Genomic DNA, 20,080 nt, shown 5'->3' on the forward strand with positions numbered 1-20,080 from the left:
TTAAAACTAGGATTCTAGCCAAAATAACAGCATTGACAACTATTCAATACATTAATAAATTCATAGAAAAACGAAAAATAAATAATCTAAAAGTTAATATTGCCTAAATGCACAACGGGTTTATTACAATATATTTTTGCTTCAAAATTTTACTCAATAAAAAGAAAAACAACGAAGGAATTATAATGAAGTAAACTATAATATTAATTTCTCTGTAAGTAAATCCACTAATTTTAGATAACCATTTAAGTAACTGGTACACTAAATCGAATACTTTACTCATAAACTACTCTTAATCAATCCTCTTCCTTTTATTTTCTTTTTATATCTGTTTTCAAAAACATCAATAAATTTATCTACATCTTCTTTTTTATCACAAGGTATAGGAATATAATATTCTTTAATCGTTATATATTTTCCAGAACCATATTCAAAAGAATCATATTCAGTTATTTTGGAGGTAAAATGATGAAAGCAAAGCGCATCATATTTTTCCGTAATTTCGAAAGAAGATATATCATATTGTGCGTGATGTACTTCTATTGGTAAAAAGACATTATTCACCATAAAACCAGAGCTATTAAAGGCTAATTTACAGTATTTAAAAGGAAATAATCTTTTGTTTTGTGAATAAAAATGAATAAGTGTAGCACTTGAAATCATAAAAACAATCCAAAGGCTATACATCGTAAATTGTAATGTCAATTGAATATTATTTATCTTATTCCAACCTATTAAATAAGTAATACCAATTATAAGTAAAAGAAAGTACCAAGGAAACAAAGCTTCTTTGATAGCTCTTTTTTTTAGATGCTTAAATTCCTTTTTTTTGAAAATATTCCAAAAACTAATATCATAATTCCATTTCAAAAAAGGTTTAAAATTCTTCGGATGCGGAAAGTCTTTTTTATCGAATAATATTTTAAATAATCTGAATAGCAACACAGTAATCATGATCACTAGTAGTAATTTGAGTACTGAATAAACATCAATAGTTTTATAAAAAAGATCCTGTATAAGAGAAAACCAAAAAACTAAACCAAAGAACACTAATATCATTAGCCCTAAGACAAATAAAAGAGTATAAATATTATTTTCTTTATTAAAAGTCACTCGAATAGAAGTATTACTTAGCAGCAAACTTTACCACAATTGCCTTACTATCAACATGAACTAGGCTTGTAGAATTGTTATTCCGCTTACTCATAGCATAAACATCCATTATATTAAAAGTAAGATTATCAATTTCTTTAACTTCCTTAAACTCGATGATTTTACCCAATTTTAAACCAGATAATGCAGCTATCATTGATGCTTTTTCGGTTGCTTTTTTTATTAATTTTTTAAACAATCGTTTTTCCGCTTCACCTTCATCTTTAGGTTCGTAAAGTGTTTCTATCAAACGAATATTAATATAATCAAACTGTTTAAAATCAGTTCGCAATTTGTTTATTTCTGAACTATTAAAAACTGTAATTACAAATGATTTGTCATCGAATAATGAATTGTTATTTATTAAGTAAAGATTTTCAGGAAACCTGTATTTGTAGTTCTTTTCTTTTAGAAATGCTTCAATTTCTTTCTTTTGTAATACTGTTTTTTCTTTTATCTTTTTTCTAGTAGCAATTACATCAGTATTATCATTACTATATAAATAATCATTATTTTGAGTAATTTCAATTAAATACTCATACTTAGAAGCTTTCAGTTTTATAGAATCTCTAACTTCCACTTCTATAAATCCAGTTTGACTATAAGTAAATATTGATACTAGAAGAGTAATCACAAGAATACCTTTTCTCATTTTCATTAAGCAATTTTTATAAAGTTTATTCAAAAAAAATGTCTGATAAATTTAAATAAATTATCAGACATTTTAAAAATTTAATATTGTTCCTTTTCGTTTGGAAAATCAATACTTTTTACATCATCAATATATTGTTTAAATGCATTGGTCATTTCTGAATATAAATCTAAATAACGACGTAAAAAACGTGGATTAAATTCGTGTGTCATTCCTAACATATCATGTGTTACCAACACCTGACCATCAACTCCACTACCAGCACCAATACCTATTACAGGAATGGTTAAACTCTCAGCTACTTCTTGTGCTAATTTTGCAGGAACTTTTTCTAAAACTAAAGCGAAACATCCTAACTCTTCTAATAATTTAGCATCTTCTTTTAATTTTTGAGCTTCTGCTTCTTCTTTTGCTCTAACTGTGTAAGTCCCAAATTTATATATAGACTGTGGTGTTAAACCTAAATGCCCCATTACTGGAATACCAGCAGTTAAAATTCTAGAAATTGATTGCTCTATTTCTGCGCCTCCTTCTAATTTAACAGCATGACCTCCTGTTTCTTTCATTATTCTAATTGCAGATTCTAGTGCTTGCTTAGAATTTCCTTGGTAAGTACCAAAAGGTAAATCTACTACTACTAAACAACGGTCAATAGCTCTAATTACTGAGCTTGCATGATAAATCATTTGATCTAATGTAATAGGCAAAGTAGTTTCATGTCCAGCCATAACATTAGAAGCTGAATCACCAACCAAAATAACATCAATTCCAGCACCATCAACAATTTTAGCCATGGTATAATCATAAGCTGTAAGCATTGAGATTTTTTCTTTATTACTCTTCATCTCAATCAACGACTTAACGGTAACTCTTTTGTATTCTTTCTTTGCTACTGACATTTAATATGCTTTAATTTCCGCAAAAATATGGAAAATACACCAAACTAGTTAATCTTGTGTTAATTTGATTTTAAACTATCATCTATTTTTATAATTTTACAAAAAACAATGTAATGGCTAAAATTCTTTTAACATTATACTTACTACTTTTAAGTAGTATTTTAAATGCTCAAAAAGTTGCTGATGAGGCAGCTATAAAAAAAGTCATTAATGTATTTTTTGAAGGTTTACATGAAGGAGATTCAACTAAAATAAGTGAAACTTTACACAAAGATGTTAAAATTCAAACAGCTTACATTAACAAGCAAGGAACGTCGATTTTAAAAGGGGAAACAAGAGATAATTTGTTAAAAAACATTGCCTCAAAAAAGAAAACCGACAAGTATTTTGAAAAATTATTATCATTTAATATAAAAATAGATGCTAATTTAGCGACAGTTTGGACACCTTACGAGTTTTACTTAAATGATGTTTTTAGTCATTGCGGTGCAAATTCATTTCATCTGTTTAATAATAATGGAAAATGGGATATAATTTATTTAATTGATACCAGAAAAAGAAAAGGGTGTAAGGTTAATTAAATAAAAAATAATGTATATTTTTAGTTCGTGAGTCAAGAAAGTGAGATACATATATTAAATCCTGATACTTGGATAGATAAATACTCAGATTATCTGTATAATTATGCTATTGCAAGAGTTAGTAATGGAGATGTTGCTAAAGATTTAGTTCAGGAAACCTTCTTTGCAGGTTTAAGATCAGCAAAAAATTTTCAAGGTAAATCAACCGAGAGAACTTGGTTAGTTTCTATTCTTAAAAGAAAAATAATCGATTACTATCGAAAAATTAATTCTAAGAAAGGACAAGCCGAAGTTCGAATGGATTTTTACGAAGATGGAGAAAACGAAGGTAAATGGATAGAAGAAAGAGTTCCTCAATCTTGGAAAAATGAAACCGAGAAGAATATTGAGAACGAAGAGTTAAAAGATCAAATAGACATATGTATCGGTAATCTTCCTGAAAAATATGCTATGGTTTTTACAATGAAAACTATTCAAGGATTTGAAACTGAAGAAATTTGTAAGGAATTAAATATAACGTCGTCAAATCTATGGGTTATTATCCATAGAGCTAGAGCACAGTTAAGAAACTGCATGGAGAAAAATTGGTTTAATAAATAAAAAGATGTTCAAATTTTTAATTATATCGTGTAAAGAAGCTACAGAAATCTGTAATAAATCGCAGTACAATGAAGCTACTCTTTTAGAAAGAATAAAGTTAAACATTCACATTGCATATTGTAAAATATGCGCAAAGTACGTGAAACAAAATATCCATTTAACAGATATTTTCAACAGTAAAGCAAATGATTGCAAAAGTCGCGTACAATGTATGAGTGATGAGGATAAAGAATTATTGAAAGAAAAATTGAAGAGAGAAATGTCTTCATAAACTTTTCGATTTATTAGTACTAATAAATCGTTTTTTTGATTTTTTGTTAGATTGAACGGAATTTACTGCACAGTAAATTCCGTTTTTATATTTTTGCAAAAATTTTCGCAAATGCATTTTTTACCTGAAAAAATAGACACTTACATTGTAAATCATTCACAACAAGAACCTGATTTACTGAAGCAACTAAGCAAAGAAACTTGGCAAACAGTATTAAATCCAAGAATGTTAAGTGGTGCTTTTCAGGGTAGAGTTCTGTCAATGTTAGCCAAATTAATTCGCCCTAAATCAATTTTAGAAATTGGAACTTATACAGGGTATTCTGCTTTATGCTTGGCAGAAGGATTACAAGAAAATGGTATACTTTATACTATTGATAAAAACGAAGAACTAGAAGATTTACAAAAAAAATATTTTGATAAATCTGACTATAAGGACCAAATACACCAACGTATTGGTAATGCTATAGAAATTATACCTACAATAGAAGAAAAATTTGATTTAGTATTTATTGATGCTGATAAATCTAATTACCTAAACTACTTTCATTTAATTATAGAAAAAATGAATAAAGGAGGAATTATTTTATCTGATAATGTACTATGGAGTGGTAAAGTTGTAGAAACACTAAATGAAAAAGACAAAGACACCAAGGTACTACTAGAATACAACAAGTTATTAAATGAAGATGAAAGAATAGAAACTGTATTATTACCAATTAGAGACGGTTTAACGGTAAGTAGGGTAAAATAATTTACATATTCCTTTTTATAGGACCTGTAAAATCATCAATATTATCCTTTACATCATTTATTTCTTTGTTAATATCAGAAACAATATTAGTATCTAGCCCTTGGCTTTTAGCTGAATCGTTTATTTCTTTTTTAATATCATTAGTAGCATCTTTTATTTGACGCATTCCTTTACCTAACCCTCTAGCTATTTCGGGTATTTTGTCTGCTCCAAAAAATAACACTACAAATAATAGTACTACAAAAATCTCTGGTCCTCCAATAAATAAAAAAGGTAAATTCATAGGTACAAAGATAAATGTTATTAGTTATAAATTAAGAATTTCTAGTACGATTTATGATTTTGTTCACAGCCTATTTATCTATCATCATAACATTTGTAAAATACCACCCTAATATTTAATCAGCAGTTAAAACACTTCATTATGTATCAACAAAATACCCAACCCAATTTTAAGAAATTAATAATTGTTTAATCCTTAAACTAAAAATTCTTCAAATTTCAATAATTACTTATGAATTTTATTTAAAATTAAGTATAAATACTTAGTTTTGTGTAAATAGGTATTGGTATTATGGAATTTAAAACTACGTGTTCTTATTGTGGAGTTGGTTGCGGTATAATTGCAAAAAAAGATACTAACAATAAAATATATGTTGAAGGAGACAAAGAACATCCTGTAAACAAAGGGATGTTGTGCTCTAAAGGCATGAATTTACATTACGTAGTAAATGATACTTCTGATCGAATTTTATATCCTGAAATGCGCTGGAGCAGATCACACCCTAGAGTTCGAGTAAATTGGGACGATGCCTTAGACAGAGCTGCCAATATTTTTAAATCTATAATAAAAAAACACGGTCCAGATAGCGTTGGTTTATATGTATCTGGACAAAGTTTAACTGAAGAATATTACATTGCAAACAAGCTCACCAAAGGTTTTTTGGGTACTAATAATATAGATACAAACTCAAGACTTTGTATGAGTTCTGCTGTTGTTGGCTACAAAAAAACGTTTGGAGAAGATAGCGTACCTATCTCTTATGCCGATATTGAATTAGCTGATTGTTTTTTAATTACAGGAGCCAATCCTGCATGGTGCCACCCAATACTTTTTAGAAGAATTGAAAAACACAAAGAAGAAAATCCGAATGTAAAAATTATTGTAGTAGATCCAAGAAAAACGGACTCTGCAAAATTTGCCGATATTCATTTACAAATACTTCCTGGTACCGATGTTGTTTTATACAATGCAATTGGACAATACTTAATTAAAAGAGGACTTGTTGATAAAGATTTCATAGCCAAACATACTGAAGGGTTTGATAAATATAAAGAAACAGTGTATGATATCTCTATTAAAAAAGCAGCAGCTATTTGTGGTATTGATGAAAAAGAGATTAAAAAAGTAGCGAATATTATAGGACTGTCTAAAGGTTTTATCAGCATGTGGGCAATGGGCTTAAATCAAAGTGTTGTTGGAACAGACAAAAACGTATCTCTTTTAAACTTATCCTTAATAACAGGACAAGTAGGAAAACCAGGTTCTGGTCCTTTTTCCCTTACTGGTCAACCTAATGCTATGGGAGGTAGAGAAGTTGGTGGCATGGCTAATTTATTAGCAGTACATAAAAATCTTTTAAACCCAGAACATCGTCAAGAAGTTGCTCAATTTTGGGGTGTAGAAAAAATTTCTGAAAAACCTGGACTTACAGCTACTGAAATGTTTGATGCACTTGAAAGTGGAAAAATGAAAGCTGTTTGGATTGTTTGTACGAATCCTTTAGTGAGCTTACCTAATTCAAATCGCATTGAAAAAGCCATGAAAAATGCAAAATTTGTCATTGTTCAAGACATCTCTTTTAGGTCTGACACTGTAAAATTTGCCGATTTAGTATTGCCTGCCGCAGGATGGTTAGAAAAAGAAGGAACCATGACGAATTCTGAACGAAGAATTTCATACTTACCAAAAGCAATAGATCCACCAAGTGAAGCACGTCCAGATGTAGAAATATTTTGCGATTTTGCTCAACGTATGGGCTTTCGAAGCTTTAATTATAGTGATACAAGCGAAATTTATGACGAATATGCTTCTATGACCAAAGGCACTAATATTGATGTTTCCTTTTTAAATTACGATCGATTAAAAAATGAAGGAACTTTTCAATGGCCAGTGCATCAATACAGACACCAAGGAACACAGCGCTTATTTGAAGACAAGAAATTCTATACTCCAACGCAAAAGGCTATTTTCAATATTCCTGTTACCGATTATAAATCGAATATAGAAACCGATCCTGACTATCCGTTAATTCTAACCACAGGTCGTATCAGAGATCAATGGCACACAATGACTAAAACAGGTAAAGTATCACGATTAAAAACACATTATCCTGTACCTTTACTAGAAATTAATCCTGTAGATGCATATCTTAATAAAATAAAAGACAAAGACATTGTTGAAATTAAAAGTATCAATGGTCTTGTAAGAGTAAGAGCAAAAGTTACTGATAGTATTAAAAAAGGAGTTGTTTTTTTACCAATGCACTGGGGAAAGCAATTGCAAAGTAACCTAAATAGAGCTAATAATTTAACCAGAACTGTATTAGATCCAGTATCAAAAGAACCCGATTTTAAATTCACTCAGGTTTCTGTTACTCGATATCAAAAATCTGTAGAAAAAATCATAGTAATTGGAGCTGGTGCAGCAGCTTTCCGATTTATTCAAAACTACAGGGAATACAATGAAGCTGATGAAATCCATGTTTTCTCAAAAGAGGTCAATCTATTTTATAATAGAGTTTTACTCCCTGAATATGTTACTGAAGAATTATCTTGGGAAGAATTATTAAAAATTAAGAAACTAGAGTTAGAAGAATTATACATTCACACTTATCCTGAAACCACTATCTCAAAAATAAATCCTGCTGAAAAAACAGTGATTGATAGCAATAATGTAACGCATTCTTTTGATAAGTTAATAATGGCTACTGGAAGTAGAGCTTTTATTCCTAGAGATGTTCAAATAAATTTACCAGGACAATTTACCATGCGTAATAAGGTAGATGCTGATCGATTTAAAGCTTATTTAGATGCTACAAATCTTCCTCCAGAAAAACAGCATGTAGTAATTGTTGGTGGTGGATTGTTAGGTTTAGAGTTAGCAGCTGCCATGAAACATAAAAATGTACGTATTACCATTGTACAACGTGCCTCTCGTTTAATGGAGCGCCAATTAGATCAAGTTTCTAGTAAACTACTGGCTTTAGATGTTCAAGAAAGAGGTATTCAGATTTATTTTGATAATGAAGTAAGTACTGTTTTTGAAGATGATGATACAGATGATTTAAACATTACACTAAAAAGTGGGAAATCAATTACAGCCAACGCTATTGTATACGCCATTGGTACACAACCGAATATAGAAATTGCCAGAGATAATGGTGTTTTATGTAGTAGAGGTGTAATTGTTAATGAACATTTACAATCTTCTCATCCTGATATTTTTGCTATTGGAGAAATTGCAGAGTTTAAAAATAAGTTATTTGGAATTACCTCAGCTGCTGAAGAACAGGCTGCTATTTTAGCCAATTTTTTAGCGGGTGATGTTAGTAGCGTATACAAAGGCTCTGTTTTAATGAATATTTTAAAATTCAATGATTTAAGCTTATGCAGTATTGGCGACATTATTGTTCCTAAAAACGATCCTAGTTATGAGGAAATCGTATTTTTAGATGAATCGCAACGCTATTATAAAAAGTGTATTGTAAAAGATGATTTATTAATTGGTGCAGTTTTAATGGGAGACAAAAGTGAGTTTGCCGAGTTTAAAACAATGATAGAGAGCAAAACTGAAATGGCAGAAAAACGAAGTACTATTTTAAGAGGTACAGCTTCTAATAAAATTGTACAAGGAAAACTAGTCTGTTCGTGTAGCCAAGTAGGAAAAGGAAACATTGAAGAAACAATTTTAAATGGTTGTGCTGATTTCACCGAACTATGTAATAAAACCGGAGCTGGTTTAGGTTGCGGAAGTTGTAAAACCGAAGTAAGAGAAATTCTTCTAAACACTAAAATTTTAGCATGAAAAAACTAAGTCGATTATTAATTAATGGTGGAACACTTTCTCCTGGTGAATTAAAAAGTATTTGTGAAACAGCCGAAACTATGGGAATGGATACTATTTCTTTTGGTTCAAGGCAAGACATTATATTTTTAAAAGATATTGATGATGAAAAACTAAACGCTTTTAAAGATGCTGAAATCATTCCCCCTGGTGAAAATCAAGCACAAAATGTGGTTTCTTCTTATGTTTCTTCAGACATATTTAACAACACATCTTGGCTTACAAGTGCTCGGTATTTATATGTTATTGAACAATTCAAATACCAGCCTAAATTACGAGTAAATATTACTGATCCTAAACAACGATTAGTTCCTTTATTTACAGGGAACATCAATTTTATTGCTTCTGAAAACGAAGATTACTGGTACTTATACCTTCGTTTACCATCATGGAGAAAAATAAAAATGTATCCTGCTCTTATTTATAGTTGGGACTTACACAAGGTAGCACAAGCTATAGAAAACGTTCTGATTGAAGAACCCGAAAATATTGACACTGTTTTTGAATTAGTGAATGATGCTGTTGAAACAAATAATAGAACTGTTGACAAACCTTTAGAAGTTCCATTTCATCCTTTTCCTTATTACGAAGGCATGAATCGTATTGGTGATAAATATTGGTTAGGGTTATATTGGCGAAACAACAAATACACTATTTCTTTTTTAAAGGAAATGTGCGATTTATGTAATGAAAATAAAATTGGTAAAATTTCTATTACTCCATGGAAATCGTTTATTGTAAAAGGAATTCCTGTTGCTTCTAAATTAGCTTGGGAAAAATTATTGGGTAGATTTGGTATTAACGTACGTCATTCTATGTTAGAACTCAATTGGCATTTACCTGTAAACGATAAAGATGCTTTAAATTTAAAAAAGTATTTAGTTACAAATTTTGACCAAAATGACATCAGTACCTACGGATTAACTTTCGGTATAACAAACTATAATAATGATGCTTATAATTTTACTTCTATTGTTATTGAAAAGAATAAACGCCCTGCTCCTATTGACGATTTTGTAATTCGCGATACCTATAATTTATTGTATGCTAAGAATTTTGATCCTAACTCATTAGAATACGTAATGCACGTTCAAGATGTAGATCAAGTAGAGCTTCCTGGCTTACTAATGGAATTAAGTAAATTATACTTTGAACAGTTAGGAAACGAACAAGAAAACACCACTTCTAAAAAGAACAGTAAAAAAGAAGTAATTGAAGATGAAATTCATCAATGCACGGAATGTTTTACTATTTATGATGAAACTTATGGTGATATTACACAAAACATACAACCGCATACTTCTTTTGATAGTTTACCTGATTCTTACAAGTGCTCGGTTTGTGAAGCGCCAAAAAGTGCTTTTGAGAAAAAAGTTTTGGTAAAGTAAGCCTATTATCATTGATATCAGGAAAACATTAATCTTCAAAAAAATTTACTTTATATTTTTGTGAAACACATTTAGAACAATCATAACTAGACCAATTAAACTCTCTATAACCTTTTGACCTTATAATATCTTTTATAACCCTTACATCTGTATTTACTGAAATACCATCTGCATCAAAGTGATCAATTACAATTTCAATGTTTTTAACATCATAATCAGAATTGTTAACTATTTTAAGTTTACCTTCTTGTAAATTATTACTTAAAGGCTCCTTATCACTTGAAACAACCTCTAATTTTAGATTCTTTGTTATATCATTTATAATTTCATTTTTTTGTAAATCCCATAAATAATCCCATTTTTTATGCTCTACTTTAAAGTTTAAATTAAAAGAAATAAGGTCTTGAGAGTTCACTATCTTTTTTCTTTTATCAATTTTTTTTATTAAAAACTTTCTTTTAATCTCAATATCAAACCCTAATATATTTTTTACCTTACCAATAGATGTTAACATCCATCCTTCACTTGTTTTTTCACTTATAGTAGTGTGTGAATCTTTTCTAGGAATAGTTAAATAGTGTGTTTTAATAAGGTGTTTCATTTCATTAGAAAAATATTTATAGTCGAGAGCTGCTCTCGATTTCTCTAATGAACCATTGTATTTATTAGATCCATTTAAATACATATCAGAGTAAAATTTTTTCACAATTTTACTACCTGACTGACAAAAAGAAGCCGTGCTTATCTGTACTAACATTAGTACTAAAATCTTATTTGTAATTTTCATTTTCTTAAGTAATATTAATGATGTTAATCAATTTATTTTTTATTATGTATAAATACCTCTCTTTTACCTATACTTAACCACCTCTGACTTGTAAGTTAACATTAATGCTAATAAATCATCTGTTTTGATATTATATGAAGATGGTATTGCTCCTTCTTTTCCTGATAAAAACTTAGCCACTTTCTTTCCTTGTTTCCATTTTTTATGTTCGTCGGTATAATCAAAGAAAATCATTTTATTTCCATTCAAACTTCCTTTTCTCAAGTCTTTAATATCTGCCCATTTTGTAAAAGATGCTCTAAACATACTTTTTACCTCAAAACCTTCTTCTGTAAGCTTTAAGTAAGATGCGTTTGGATACAATTGAACTATAGAAACGATGATTCCTAATCCAAAAGATATTGCTACAAACCACCCTTTGGGCTCACCACTTTTAATCATAAAAACTCCTCCTATGATAAAAATTAAACAAACTAACATTAAAATGATATTTTGTTTTTTATTGGGTTTAAATATTTGTGTTTCCATACCCTTTTTTTTATCGAATTTATCCATTAAAAACTAAAGTACCAATTTTAAAAGAAAAGCAATTATAACTAGTACTAACAAATAAGTTATGTTCCCTAAAAAATAAGCTAGAAATGATTTGATAAAATTCTTGACATTTTTTCCACCAAAAAACTGTGAAACAGCCCAAATAATGTAAATGAAATACACTAAAGAACCTATAACTCCTATAATTGGACTTTTAAACAAAGCTGCTAAAATTAAAAAAATGCCCAAGAGTATAAATGCTTCTCCTAAAACAAACGATAACATCACTAATATTTCATAGAAATTATAATTTGCTTTCTTGAAGAATACCTGAAGCCACACTCCAATAAACAATCCCATTACTAATTGAGAATACCCTAAATTTCTTTGAGTTCAATCACCAACTTCTCTTCCTCTAATAAGATCACGAAGCCCTTTAATATTATTCACATTAAAAAAACTTACATTAAGGTTTAATGTTTTTATGATAAATGAAAAAAGAATAGCTGCTATTAACAAGTAAACAATTGGTTTTACATATTTCTTTCTATCTTTAAAAAGAAATTCCCTAACTGATTTCCCAGGATTTATTAGCAAACTTTTTACTGTAAAAAACAATCCTTTTTCTAAATTAAAGACACTTCTAATTTCACTAGAAATATAATTCCTATCAATCCTTTTTAATTTTGATTCAGAGGTGTTTTTTTGATTCAACTCTTGATTTTTATACATTTATTCTACAATTTTTCAATCGTAAAATTAACGAAAAACCTTATTCATATAAATTCTTTTAATGAAATGAATAATTAACTACAAATTTTTAACAGATGTTAGACTCTTCTTTATTTTTAAAACCCAGTTAATATCCGAAGAACTCACAACTACAACCTTAAAATTAAACTTAGCTCCTTCTATTTCAACTCCCTTTAAATCATCTATATGCAAATCAAAACCAAATGCAGGTGGGTATTTTGATAGATTTAGGTTTAATGATTTTAGAACTTTCCTGTTTCTAGTCTGATTAATAATTTTATTTACTGAAACCCCATAGTACTTTAACATAATTCGGATTTTTATTTTAGATCGGAAAGATGTGGTGTACACATGAATCTTATGACCTTCTCGTTGTAAATCAGCAATTAAAACAGAACTACCTTTTCTCAGCCTCTCTATTCCAAAAAGCTTTGCTAATAAACTTCTTTTTTCTGTTTCAAATTCTTTATTGAACGGAATTAAAGTTCCATCAAGATCAAAACTAATATTCATATTTTTTTCTAAGTGCTCTCAAAAATCAATTTACTGCCTAATCTTTGTCAACTCGTTTTCTAATATTGATTTTGTTGTAAATTCAGATCCATTTAATGCGCCATTTAATAAATTATTTTGCTCATAAGGATCATTGTTTAAATTATAAAATTCAGCACTTCCATTTGCATTTTCAATCAACTTATAATCACCGTTACTTATTGTCAAAAGATCATCGCTTCCATTATCCTTTTCAGAATATTGATAACCTCTTAACACTGTTTCTTCAGTAAACAAAGTTCTAAAATTTCTACTATCATGAATTTCCGTTACAGGTACTCCTGAAATGCTAGCAATAGTAGCAAACAAATCTGAGCTTGTAATTAAATTCTCATCTATACCTTTTCTTGTTACTCCTTTTCCTGAAATAAACAACGGTGTATTTATTCCTCCTTGATATAAAGTTCCTTTTGCTGTTGTATTTGAATATGGTTGTTGGGCTACCTGATTTGGAGTACCATTATCTCCCATAAAAATAATAACCGTATTTTCTCTTTCGCTATCAGTCATGCTATCTAAAAGTCTTCCTATTTGAAAATCCATTGCCTCTATAGCTGCCATGTAATACGGAGTTGCATCCATTCCTGAAGTATATTCTGGTAAATCTCCTTGATTATGCATTTCGCTTGGTGGTACATGAAACGGTGTATGAGGTGCATTGTAAGCCAACCACATAAACCAAGGTTTATTTTGTTGCTGTATCCAATCAATTGCTAAATTGGTAAATTTCGTTGTTATGTAGGTAGTTTCTGTAGTAGCCACACCGTCTTCTGTTAATTGCCAATTAAAATAATCACCTGCGTCTCCTCTAATTAAACCTGCATAATAATCGATGCCAAAGACTTCTGGATTAAAAGTACTATTACCTCCAGACAAATGCCATTTTCCTACAATTGCCGTTGAATATCGATCTAAAGTTTGATTATTGATATATTCTTGTAAACTCGTTTCTGATTCATCAAGAACATCTGAAGCCCATTTTACACCTGTACGATAACCGTATTTTCCTGTTAATATTGAAGCCCGTGTTGGTGAACAAGTTGGATACACCCAAAATTTAGAAAAAGACAATCCATCTGTTCTTATCTTATCTATATTAGGTGAAACTGGCTTTATGTTTCCTTCTGAAAAACCATTTATAGCATCTTTTCCTAAATCATCTGCTATAATTAAAAGTATGTTCGGAGAATTGGGAGATGATGATCCGTTATCAAGGTTGTCACTTCCTTTGTTACATGCAGAAAATATAATAAATGAAACTGCAAAAAATATTGTTCTAATATTAAAAATGGGGATTGCTATATAATGCATAGATAGGTTTGTAATGATATGTTATTGTAATAAAATAAGCTACTTAAACTTTATTTCAACTATTGATAATTAAATAGTTCATCTTATTAGACTAGTATTCAAATCAATAGTTTAATATACAATATTATTTTTACAACCTATCAGGAAAAGAGGTTGTTAGTAACACTGTACTGAAGATTCATTAACTAAATTAATCCTTTTAACATACTGTCTAATATTATAAAACCTAATAAGCACATCAATAAAGCCAAAAGAATACCAAAACCAACTTTTCTTGATTTTTTATTAAGTAGAAGTAGTAGACTTGTTAATAAAAGAACAATAAATATGATTATATAAAATTCTATATTATCTAATAATTTAAAACCTAAAATTAATACTGTAATTATCAATATTGTTATTAAAAAACTAGTTATATTTTTTTTCATTTCATTTTTTTCACCCCGACGCTAACACTCAACTCATGCTGAATAATTAGATAACTAAATTAACTTACACTTTAATGCAAAGTAGCTTTTTAAATATTATTTTTTAACAACTGATATACCACTAGCAAATACTAACGGTAGCCGTTACTTTTTATTACTCTTTCTCGCGGCAACATGGGAGCGTTTTTCTTTCAAATTTATTTTTTTTAAAACTCTTAAGATATATTTTACCCCATCTAGTCTGTTTGGAACATAAATTGATTTTCCTGTATTTTCATTATCTCTAATCTGTAAGAACAAATTCAATGGAAAAATCAATAATCCCACCCCTCCTAAAACCATTATAAAATAGCTTAAGACTATTATAATTATTCTACCTAATACATTTTTACTTCCTAATATTGTTTTATCATTTATCGATAAAAAAGTTAATTCATCTTTAAAATATATAACTTCAATATTTTTAAAAAACTCCAAGTCATTTCTTTGAAATATAATAGGGACTTGACTCAAAAGCTCGTTCTCATCATTAATTAAGTTATTATCACCTAAAATATCTATCAATTTTTCTTGATCATTATCAGGAAGATAATACTGAAATCTTATACCTCTCTTTGTTGTATTTAGTTGTACATTCAAATATTGTTTACTAGCTATATGATAGGAGAAGTTCATACTTTTTATATTACCAGCATCTTCAGGTTTTATAGCTATAACCTTTCCTGACCTTAACATGTTTGGTCCTACTTTAAGTAGAAAAAAACTTGAAAGTACTAAATAGATAAATGTATATATTATGAAATTATTCTTTGACATAATCTCATCTTCCTTGTTCTAATTCTAAAAAAACAAGCCATTGTTGTGTGATTTCCTTAAAAATTGGAGTTGGAATTAACATCTTCGAATGTTCCATGGCAATCTTTTTTCCAATAACTAAATCAGAACTTTCTATAAAAAAGGAATTTTCTTTTTCTACATAAACAGATAAGTATTGCGAACTCAAAACCTCATTTAAAGATTTATTATCTAACACATTATCTATCATATTAAGAATATCGTCTCTTATATCATTTTTATCCTTATGACATGATAAAAAATCACCTATATAATGGTCTTCTTTCGTGGATTTTAAAGTTACATTAATTAATGGTGTATTTTTATACTTCAAATACGACAATCTGTAGTTATCTATATTTTCTATGTGTATTAATTTTGTTTTTTTATTATAATTTGCCATTTTTCTACCATAGTGTTAAATTTGGATAAGCAGATTCAATTATATCGTTCTTTATTGCGAACTCTAATGTTATTCCATCACTCATTGTTCCATGATATATATCAGCCCAAGCTAGGAAATATCTCAATATTCTCTCTACATTTAATTTAAAAGCTCTAATAATTATACCGAATCTACATAAAGTATAGCCCCTCTATCAGTTCAACTGCCTTAGCTTCAATAACAATAAAATTTTCTTCAGTATGAAACACATATCGCTTTTTTTCATCTTCTAAATTCAAATAATATAAAAAATGTAACATTCCAACATCTGTACAACCTAATAAATCAGCATTCATTTTATTCTTAACCCTTTGTGAAATAGTAATAACATCAGAAAATAAAAAGCCATATGTTTCATTTTTATTTTCTTTATGGTTAGCTAGATTTACTATCGTTAATGCCTTTTTAGATTCTGGATAATACTCTAAACCTGTATCTCTTAATAATGAATTACTTAAATATTTAAATACTGGCTCTAACTTCATTTTATTATTTTTCTCACAAGTTCCTGTTCTCTATAAACTTCATAAAATTCTAAATCTTTAACATAATTTTCTGCAAGAATTTCAAAACTTAAATCACTAATATTAAAAACGAAATGTTTTATAGTTTGTTTATCTAATTTGTGGATTAAATAAGAATTATCGTACTCAATCTTGCTCAACCAATCTGAAGATTTCTTTTCAAAAATTCCTTGATTTTCATTATTCTTGCTAGACTGATAATATTCTATGAGGTTATAAAACCTATATTGTACTTGTTTTACCCCCTCTATAACTCGAATTGTTAATTCATTTATTGATTCATAAAAATATAATAAAGAGGAACTATCGAATGTTGTCTTTTCAGGAAAAGATTCTATCAAGTTTATTGAATTATTTTTTTCTTCTATTTTACTATCATCATAATCTGAAGAATACTCTCCATATCTATTTTTAAGATCTTCTATCGTTTCTGGCTGCCCCATATTACCAAAAAAATCTGTAGGCTTAAGATTTCTTATAAATTCATCTATTTTATTTTTCTCTTCTATCTTTTCTTCTTCTGTCATTGCTGCCTTTCGAGATTGTTCCTCTTGATTTTGAAGTTCTCTCCTCCTATCCATAACTCTTCTGTAATCAACATCTGATAAAACTTCAAAAATATCATGCCAATCTTTTGATTGTGGAATTTCATTAGCCATGAATGCGAGGATATTTATTATATCTTCATTTAAGATTTTGGGTAAATCTTCTAATCTTATTCTTTCCATTTAATTTAAAAGTTTTAATAATCCTACTGACCCTACATAAAGTCTAAACCTTTATAAGTTCAGCATCTGAAAATAAAAAGCAAATTATTTATTATGTTATTTGTATTTTCTACCAGTAGTTAAGATAGCGAATAACAACCTGATAATCTTTTCAATTCCCCATTAAACATTCTTTCAAATAATCATTAAATACTTTTATATAAGAATCACTATCAAATTCAAATTTTAAAGTTTCATCTTTAAAATTTTCAAAAATCCATGAAAATGTTTTTTCATTTTTAATAACCTTTCCCAATGTCAGATGGCAGTAACCATCTCCGCACACAGAACAAATATAAAACCTAAAGAAAGCGTCTTCGTTAATTGCTTTATTCAGTTCATCTACAAAATCTAAAAACCATTCTTCTTTCCCTTCTTTAGGAAAAATACTCAAATCTTTACTTGTTATTGGCTTCTTTAAAAAACTATTGATAACTAATTTATCAAAATTATAAGAGTTTTTGCAATATCCAATTTGACCATTTTGATTGTTTAGTAGAGTTTCAGAATTGTTAAAAAACTTGTCTAGTATCTGACTAAGCGGAATACCATTAATATAAAACTCAAAAAAGTTATTTATTCTAGTACAACCTTGGTTTAGCTCTTTTTTGTAATTTATTTGTATTTGATAATCATTACATATCTTATATTCCTGTTCAAACTTACTTTTAAAATCTTTAGAGTTTTTAAACCGCTTAATATTATCAAAAAACTGTAATTCTAGTTTATCCATAGCAACCTTTAAACATTATCCCCCAATACTAATCATGCTTCTATTTTTCGAATGTAAATCGGGGTTTTCTAATTTTTCGAGGGAATTCATTCCTCCACGAACTTTAAATTTAGATTTCACTTCTTTTTCAATAATTGCCTCAATAGATTTACCAACTCTTAATTGTGGTAATAAATGAGACTCAGTAGCTGAAAATAAGCAATTTTTTAATTTTCCATCAGCAGTTAATCGAATTCTGTTACAAGTATCACAAAACGGATTGGTAACTGAACTTATTATTCCAAAACTTCCTTTATAACCTGATATTTTATAATTTTTAGCAGTATCATTTTGTGCATCTAACAATCGTTCTACTTCATTTTCTCCAAACGATTCTCTAACAACATTCATAATTTCTTTGTAGGAAACCATTTTTGACTTATCCCATTTATTTCCATCAAAAGGCATAAACTCTATAAATCGGATACTGATAGGATATTTTTGAGATAAATTAATAAAGTCAACAATCTCATCTTCATTAAAACCTTTCATGAGTACCACATTTACCTTTACACGAAAACCTTCTTTAATAAGCATTAATAAGTTTTCATGTACTTTTTTAAACTGATTTCTCTTCGTAATATGATGAAACTTTTCTGGTTGAAGCGAATCCAAACTAATATTAAGATCGTTTACTTGATAAACTTTTAAATCATCAACAAAACGATCTATGATAACTGCATTACTGGTTAACGCTAATTGAACATTTAAAGAAGCTAATCTTTTTAAAATGTCTAAAAAATCTTTTCGGACTAATGGCTCACCTCCTGTTAATCGAATTTTAGAAACTCCTTTCTCCACAAAAATTTTAGCAATTTCAAACACTTCATCCGCAGACATTAAATGACTTTTTGGTGTTAATGGAATTCCGTGTTCAGGCATACAATACGTACACCTTAAATTACATTTTTCGGTTAACGAAATACGTAAATAAGTATGCTCTCTACCAAAACTATCGGTTAGTGTTTTTTTAATTGCTGTCATTTACTCGTGTTTCTGTCCTTTTAATATTTTAAATACATGCAATACATGTGGAAAAACAGCATCCATAGATTCTGACGCTCCTTTTGTAGAACCTGGCAATGCTAATACCAAAGCATCTCCTAAAGTTCCGGCAACACTTCTCGATAACATTGCATAAGGCATGCGTTCTTGTCCATAATCTCTAATTGCTTCTTCTATTCCTGGAATACGACGTTCAATAATTGGTAATAATGCTTCTGGAGTAACATCTCTAAAAGACAAACCTGTACCTCCTGTAAAAATTACCAAATGATTTTTTGTTGCATAAGTGGTTGCTTTTTCCCTAATGACTTCAATTTCATCAGGCACAATATCATAATTCTCCACAACTACATTATTTGCTTCTAACTTTTTTATAATTACCTTTCCTGCACTGTCTTCTTTTTTTCCTTCGGAAACAGAATCTGAACAAACAATTACACTTGCGGTTAATTGTGACCTATGTTTTGTTTTAAAACTACTTTTCCCTCCACTTTTTTCTAACAATCGTACAGTTCCTATTTCTACTTGCTTATCAATAGGCTTTAACATATCGTACATTGTTAACGCTACAATACTAGCTCCATGCATTGCTTCTACTTCTACTCCTGTTTTATACACCGTTTTTACAGCAACATAAATTTTTACCGTTAAATCTTCTATCTCATAAGAAATTGAGGTAAATTCTACTGGCAACGGATGGCAATCGGGTATTACAGTAAATGTATTTTTTACAGCTAACAATCCTGCCGCTTTTGCTATTTCAAACACATTACCTTTAGGTACTGTATTATTTTGTAAAGCTTCAATTGTTTTTATATCACTTACTTTTAGTATAGCTTCTGCAGTTGCTAATCGTAATGTGGTTATTTTATGTGTAATATCTACCATTTTTTTTAGTATTGAGTATTAAGTATTGAGTATTGAGTATTGAGTATTGAGTACAAAG

At 29.0% G+C, this 20,080-nt stretch carries 23 protein-coding genes and 1 pseudogene; 8 read left to right on the forward strand and 16 right to left on the reverse strand.

The annotated features are described in order from the left end of the window. Positions 1 to 107 (forward strand): annotated as a pseudogene (locus tag EYW44_RS18405) (IS982 family transposase); the annotation flags it as partial. Between the two features lie 172 nt (positions 108 to 279). On the opposite strand, the gene EYW44_RS18410 reads toward EYW44_RS18405, so the two are convergent. The 3 genes from EYW44_RS18410 to panB all read right to left on the reverse strand — a co-directional run bounded on the left by EYW44_RS18410 (position 280) and on the right by panB (position 2,703). Next, entirely contained in the window at positions 280 to 960 is a 681-nt protein-coding gene (locus EYW44_RS18410) for a hypothetical protein (protein WP_132726135.1), read from the reverse strand. Positions 961 to 1,126: 166 nt separating this feature from the next. Next, the gene (locus tag EYW44_RS18415) at positions 1,127 to 1,810 is read right to left on the reverse strand and encodes a hypothetical protein (RefSeq protein WP_132726137.1); all 684 of its coding nucleotides are present in this window, start codon (positions 1,808 to 1,810) and stop codon (positions 1,127 to 1,129) included. Between the two features lie 74 nt (positions 1,811 to 1,884). Beyond that, positions 1,885 to 2,703, reverse strand: a complete 819-nt coding sequence (gene panB / locus EYW44_RS18420; RefSeq protein ID WP_132726140.1) for a 3-methyl-2-oxobutanoate hydroxymethyltransferase — start codon at positions 2,701 to 2,703, stop codon at positions 1,885 to 1,887. 113 nt (positions 2,704 to 2,816) lie between these two features. On the opposite strand from panB, the gene EYW44_RS18425 reads away from it, so the two are divergent. The 4 genes from EYW44_RS18425 (at position 2,817) to EYW44_RS18440 (ending at position 4,908) form a co-directional block, all read left to right on the forward strand. Continuing rightward, positions 2,817 to 3,284, forward strand: a complete 468-nt coding sequence (locus EYW44_RS18425; RefSeq protein ID WP_132726143.1) for a nuclear transport factor 2 family protein — start codon at positions 2,817 to 2,819, stop codon at positions 3,282 to 3,284. Between the two features lie 27 nt (positions 3,285 to 3,311). Then, entirely contained in the window at positions 3,312 to 3,884 is a 573-nt protein-coding gene (locus tag EYW44_RS18430) for a sigma-70 family RNA polymerase sigma factor (RefSeq protein WP_132726146.1), read from the forward strand. 4 nt (positions 3,885 to 3,888) lie between these two features. Next, on the forward strand, positions 3,889 to 4,155 hold the full coding sequence (locus tag EYW44_RS18435; RefSeq protein WP_132726148.1) for a hypothetical protein: 267 nt from the start codon (positions 3,889 to 3,891) through the stop codon (positions 4,153 to 4,155). Between the two features lie 111 nt (positions 4,156 to 4,266). Further along, positions 4,267 to 4,908, forward strand: a complete 642-nt coding sequence (locus EYW44_RS18440) for an O-methyltransferase (RefSeq protein WP_132726151.1) — start codon at positions 4,267 to 4,269, stop codon at positions 4,906 to 4,908. A 1-nt stretch (position 4,909) separates the two neighbouring features. On the opposite strand, the gene EYW44_RS18445 is transcribed toward EYW44_RS18440, so the two are convergent. After that, positions 4,910 to 5,191, reverse strand: coding sequence for a Sec-independent protein translocase subunit TatA/TatB (locus EYW44_RS18445; protein ID WP_132726154.1), 282 nt, complete (start codon positions 5,189 to 5,191; stop codon positions 4,910 to 4,912). 291 nt (positions 5,192 to 5,482) lie between these two features. Here EYW44_RS18445 and EYW44_RS18450 point away from each other — a divergent pair, with 291 nt between their 5' ends. After that, positions 5,483 to 8,995, forward strand: coding sequence for a nitrate reductase (locus EYW44_RS18450; protein WP_132726157.1), 3,513 nt, complete (start codon positions 5,483 to 5,485; stop codon positions 8,993 to 8,995). Further along, on the forward strand, positions 8,992 to 10,422 hold the full coding sequence (locus EYW44_RS18455) for a rubredoxin (protein WP_132726160.1): 1,431 nt from the start codon (positions 8,992 to 8,994) through the stop codon (positions 10,420 to 10,422). Before EYW44_RS18450 ends, EYW44_RS18455 begins: the two co-directional genes overlap by 4 nt. Positions 10,423 to 10,450: 28 nt before the next feature. On the opposite strand, the gene EYW44_RS18460 is transcribed toward EYW44_RS18455, so the two are convergent. Further along, positions 10,451 to 11,209: a hypothetical protein gene (locus EYW44_RS18460; RefSeq protein WP_132726162.1), complete on the reverse strand. Its 759-nt coding sequence runs from the start codon at positions 11,207 to 11,209 to the stop codon at positions 10,451 to 10,453. Positions 11,210 to 11,272: 63 nt separating this feature from the next. Continuing rightward, complete coding sequence (locus tag EYW44_RS18465; RefSeq protein WP_132726165.1) at positions 11,273 to 11,737, reverse strand: STM3941 family protein; 465 nt, start codon at positions 11,735 to 11,737, stop codon at positions 11,273 to 11,275. A gap of 178 nt (positions 11,738 to 11,915) precedes the next feature. On the opposite strand from EYW44_RS18465, the gene EYW44_RS22730 reads away from it, so the two are divergent. Further along, positions 11,916 to 12,044 (forward strand): hypothetical protein, encoded by a 129-nt coding sequence (locus EYW44_RS22730; RefSeq protein WP_256369383.1) that lies wholly within the window; start codon positions 11,916 to 11,918, stop codon positions 12,042 to 12,044. 92 nt (positions 12,045 to 12,136) lie between these two features. Here EYW44_RS22730 and EYW44_RS22510 read toward each other — a convergent pair whose 3' ends face one another. From EYW44_RS22510 to moaCB, 10 genes are all read right to left on the reverse strand, one after another. Beyond that, on the reverse strand, positions 12,137 to 12,475 hold the full coding sequence (locus tag EYW44_RS22510; protein ID WP_207893812.1) for a DUF3667 domain-containing protein: 339 nt from the start codon (positions 12,473 to 12,475) through the stop codon (positions 12,137 to 12,139). A 78-nt stretch (positions 12,476 to 12,553) separates the two neighbouring features. Further along, entirely contained in the window at positions 12,554 to 13,009 is a 456-nt protein-coding gene (locus tag EYW44_RS18475) for an HAD family hydrolase (protein ID WP_132726168.1), read from the reverse strand. A gap of 30 nt (positions 13,010 to 13,039) precedes the next feature. Next, the gene (locus EYW44_RS18480) at positions 13,040 to 14,359 is read right to left on the reverse strand and encodes a sulfatase-like hydrolase/transferase (RefSeq protein WP_132726171.1); all 1,320 of its coding nucleotides are present in this window, start codon (positions 14,357 to 14,359) and stop codon (positions 13,040 to 13,042) included. Positions 14,360 to 14,931: 572 nt separating this feature from the next. Further along, positions 14,932 to 15,603 carry a hypothetical protein gene (locus tag EYW44_RS18485; protein WP_132726174.1) on the reverse strand — a complete coding sequence of 224 codons (672 nt, stop codon included), beginning with the start codon at positions 15,601 to 15,603 and terminating at the stop codon, positions 14,932 to 14,934. A 4-nt stretch (positions 15,604 to 15,607) separates the two neighbouring features. Beyond that, a complete protein-coding gene (locus EYW44_RS18490; protein WP_132726177.1) occupies positions 15,608 to 16,024 on the reverse strand; it encodes a hypothetical protein in 417 nt (138 codons plus the stop codon). A 173-nt stretch (positions 16,025 to 16,197) separates the two neighbouring features. Then, a complete protein-coding gene (locus tag EYW44_RS18495) occupies positions 16,198 to 16,551 on the reverse strand; it encodes a hypothetical protein (RefSeq protein ID WP_132726180.1) in 354 nt (117 codons plus the stop codon). Next, on the reverse strand, positions 16,548 to 17,318 hold the full coding sequence (locus tag EYW44_RS18500) for a hypothetical protein (protein WP_132726183.1): 771 nt from the start codon (positions 17,316 to 17,318) through the stop codon (positions 16,548 to 16,550). The genes EYW44_RS18495 and EYW44_RS18500 overlap by 4 nt, the downstream gene beginning before the upstream one ends. 151 nt (positions 17,319 to 17,469) lie before the next feature. Continuing rightward, positions 17,470 to 18,090 (reverse strand): hypothetical protein, encoded by a 621-nt coding sequence (locus EYW44_RS18505; protein WP_132726186.1) that lies wholly within the window; start codon positions 18,088 to 18,090, stop codon positions 17,470 to 17,472. A 15-nt stretch (positions 18,091 to 18,105) separates the two neighbouring features. After that, positions 18,106 to 19,113: a GTP 3',8-cyclase MoaA gene (gene moaA, locus EYW44_RS18510; RefSeq protein ID WP_132726189.1), complete on the reverse strand. Its 1,008-nt coding sequence runs from the start codon at positions 19,111 to 19,113 to the stop codon at positions 18,106 to 18,108. Beyond that, positions 19,114 to 20,022, reverse strand: coding sequence for a bifunctional molybdenum cofactor biosynthesis protein MoaC/MoaB (moaCB, locus tag EYW44_RS18515; RefSeq protein WP_132726192.1), 909 nt, complete (start codon positions 20,020 to 20,022; stop codon positions 19,114 to 19,116). Positions 20,023 to 20,080 lie beyond the last annotated feature (58 nt).

The sequence above is a fragment of the Tenacibaculum sp. M341 genome, assembly GCF_004337695.1.
Taxonomy (GTDB): domain Bacteria; phylum Bacteroidota; class Bacteroidia; order Flavobacteriales; family Flavobacteriaceae; genus Polaribacter.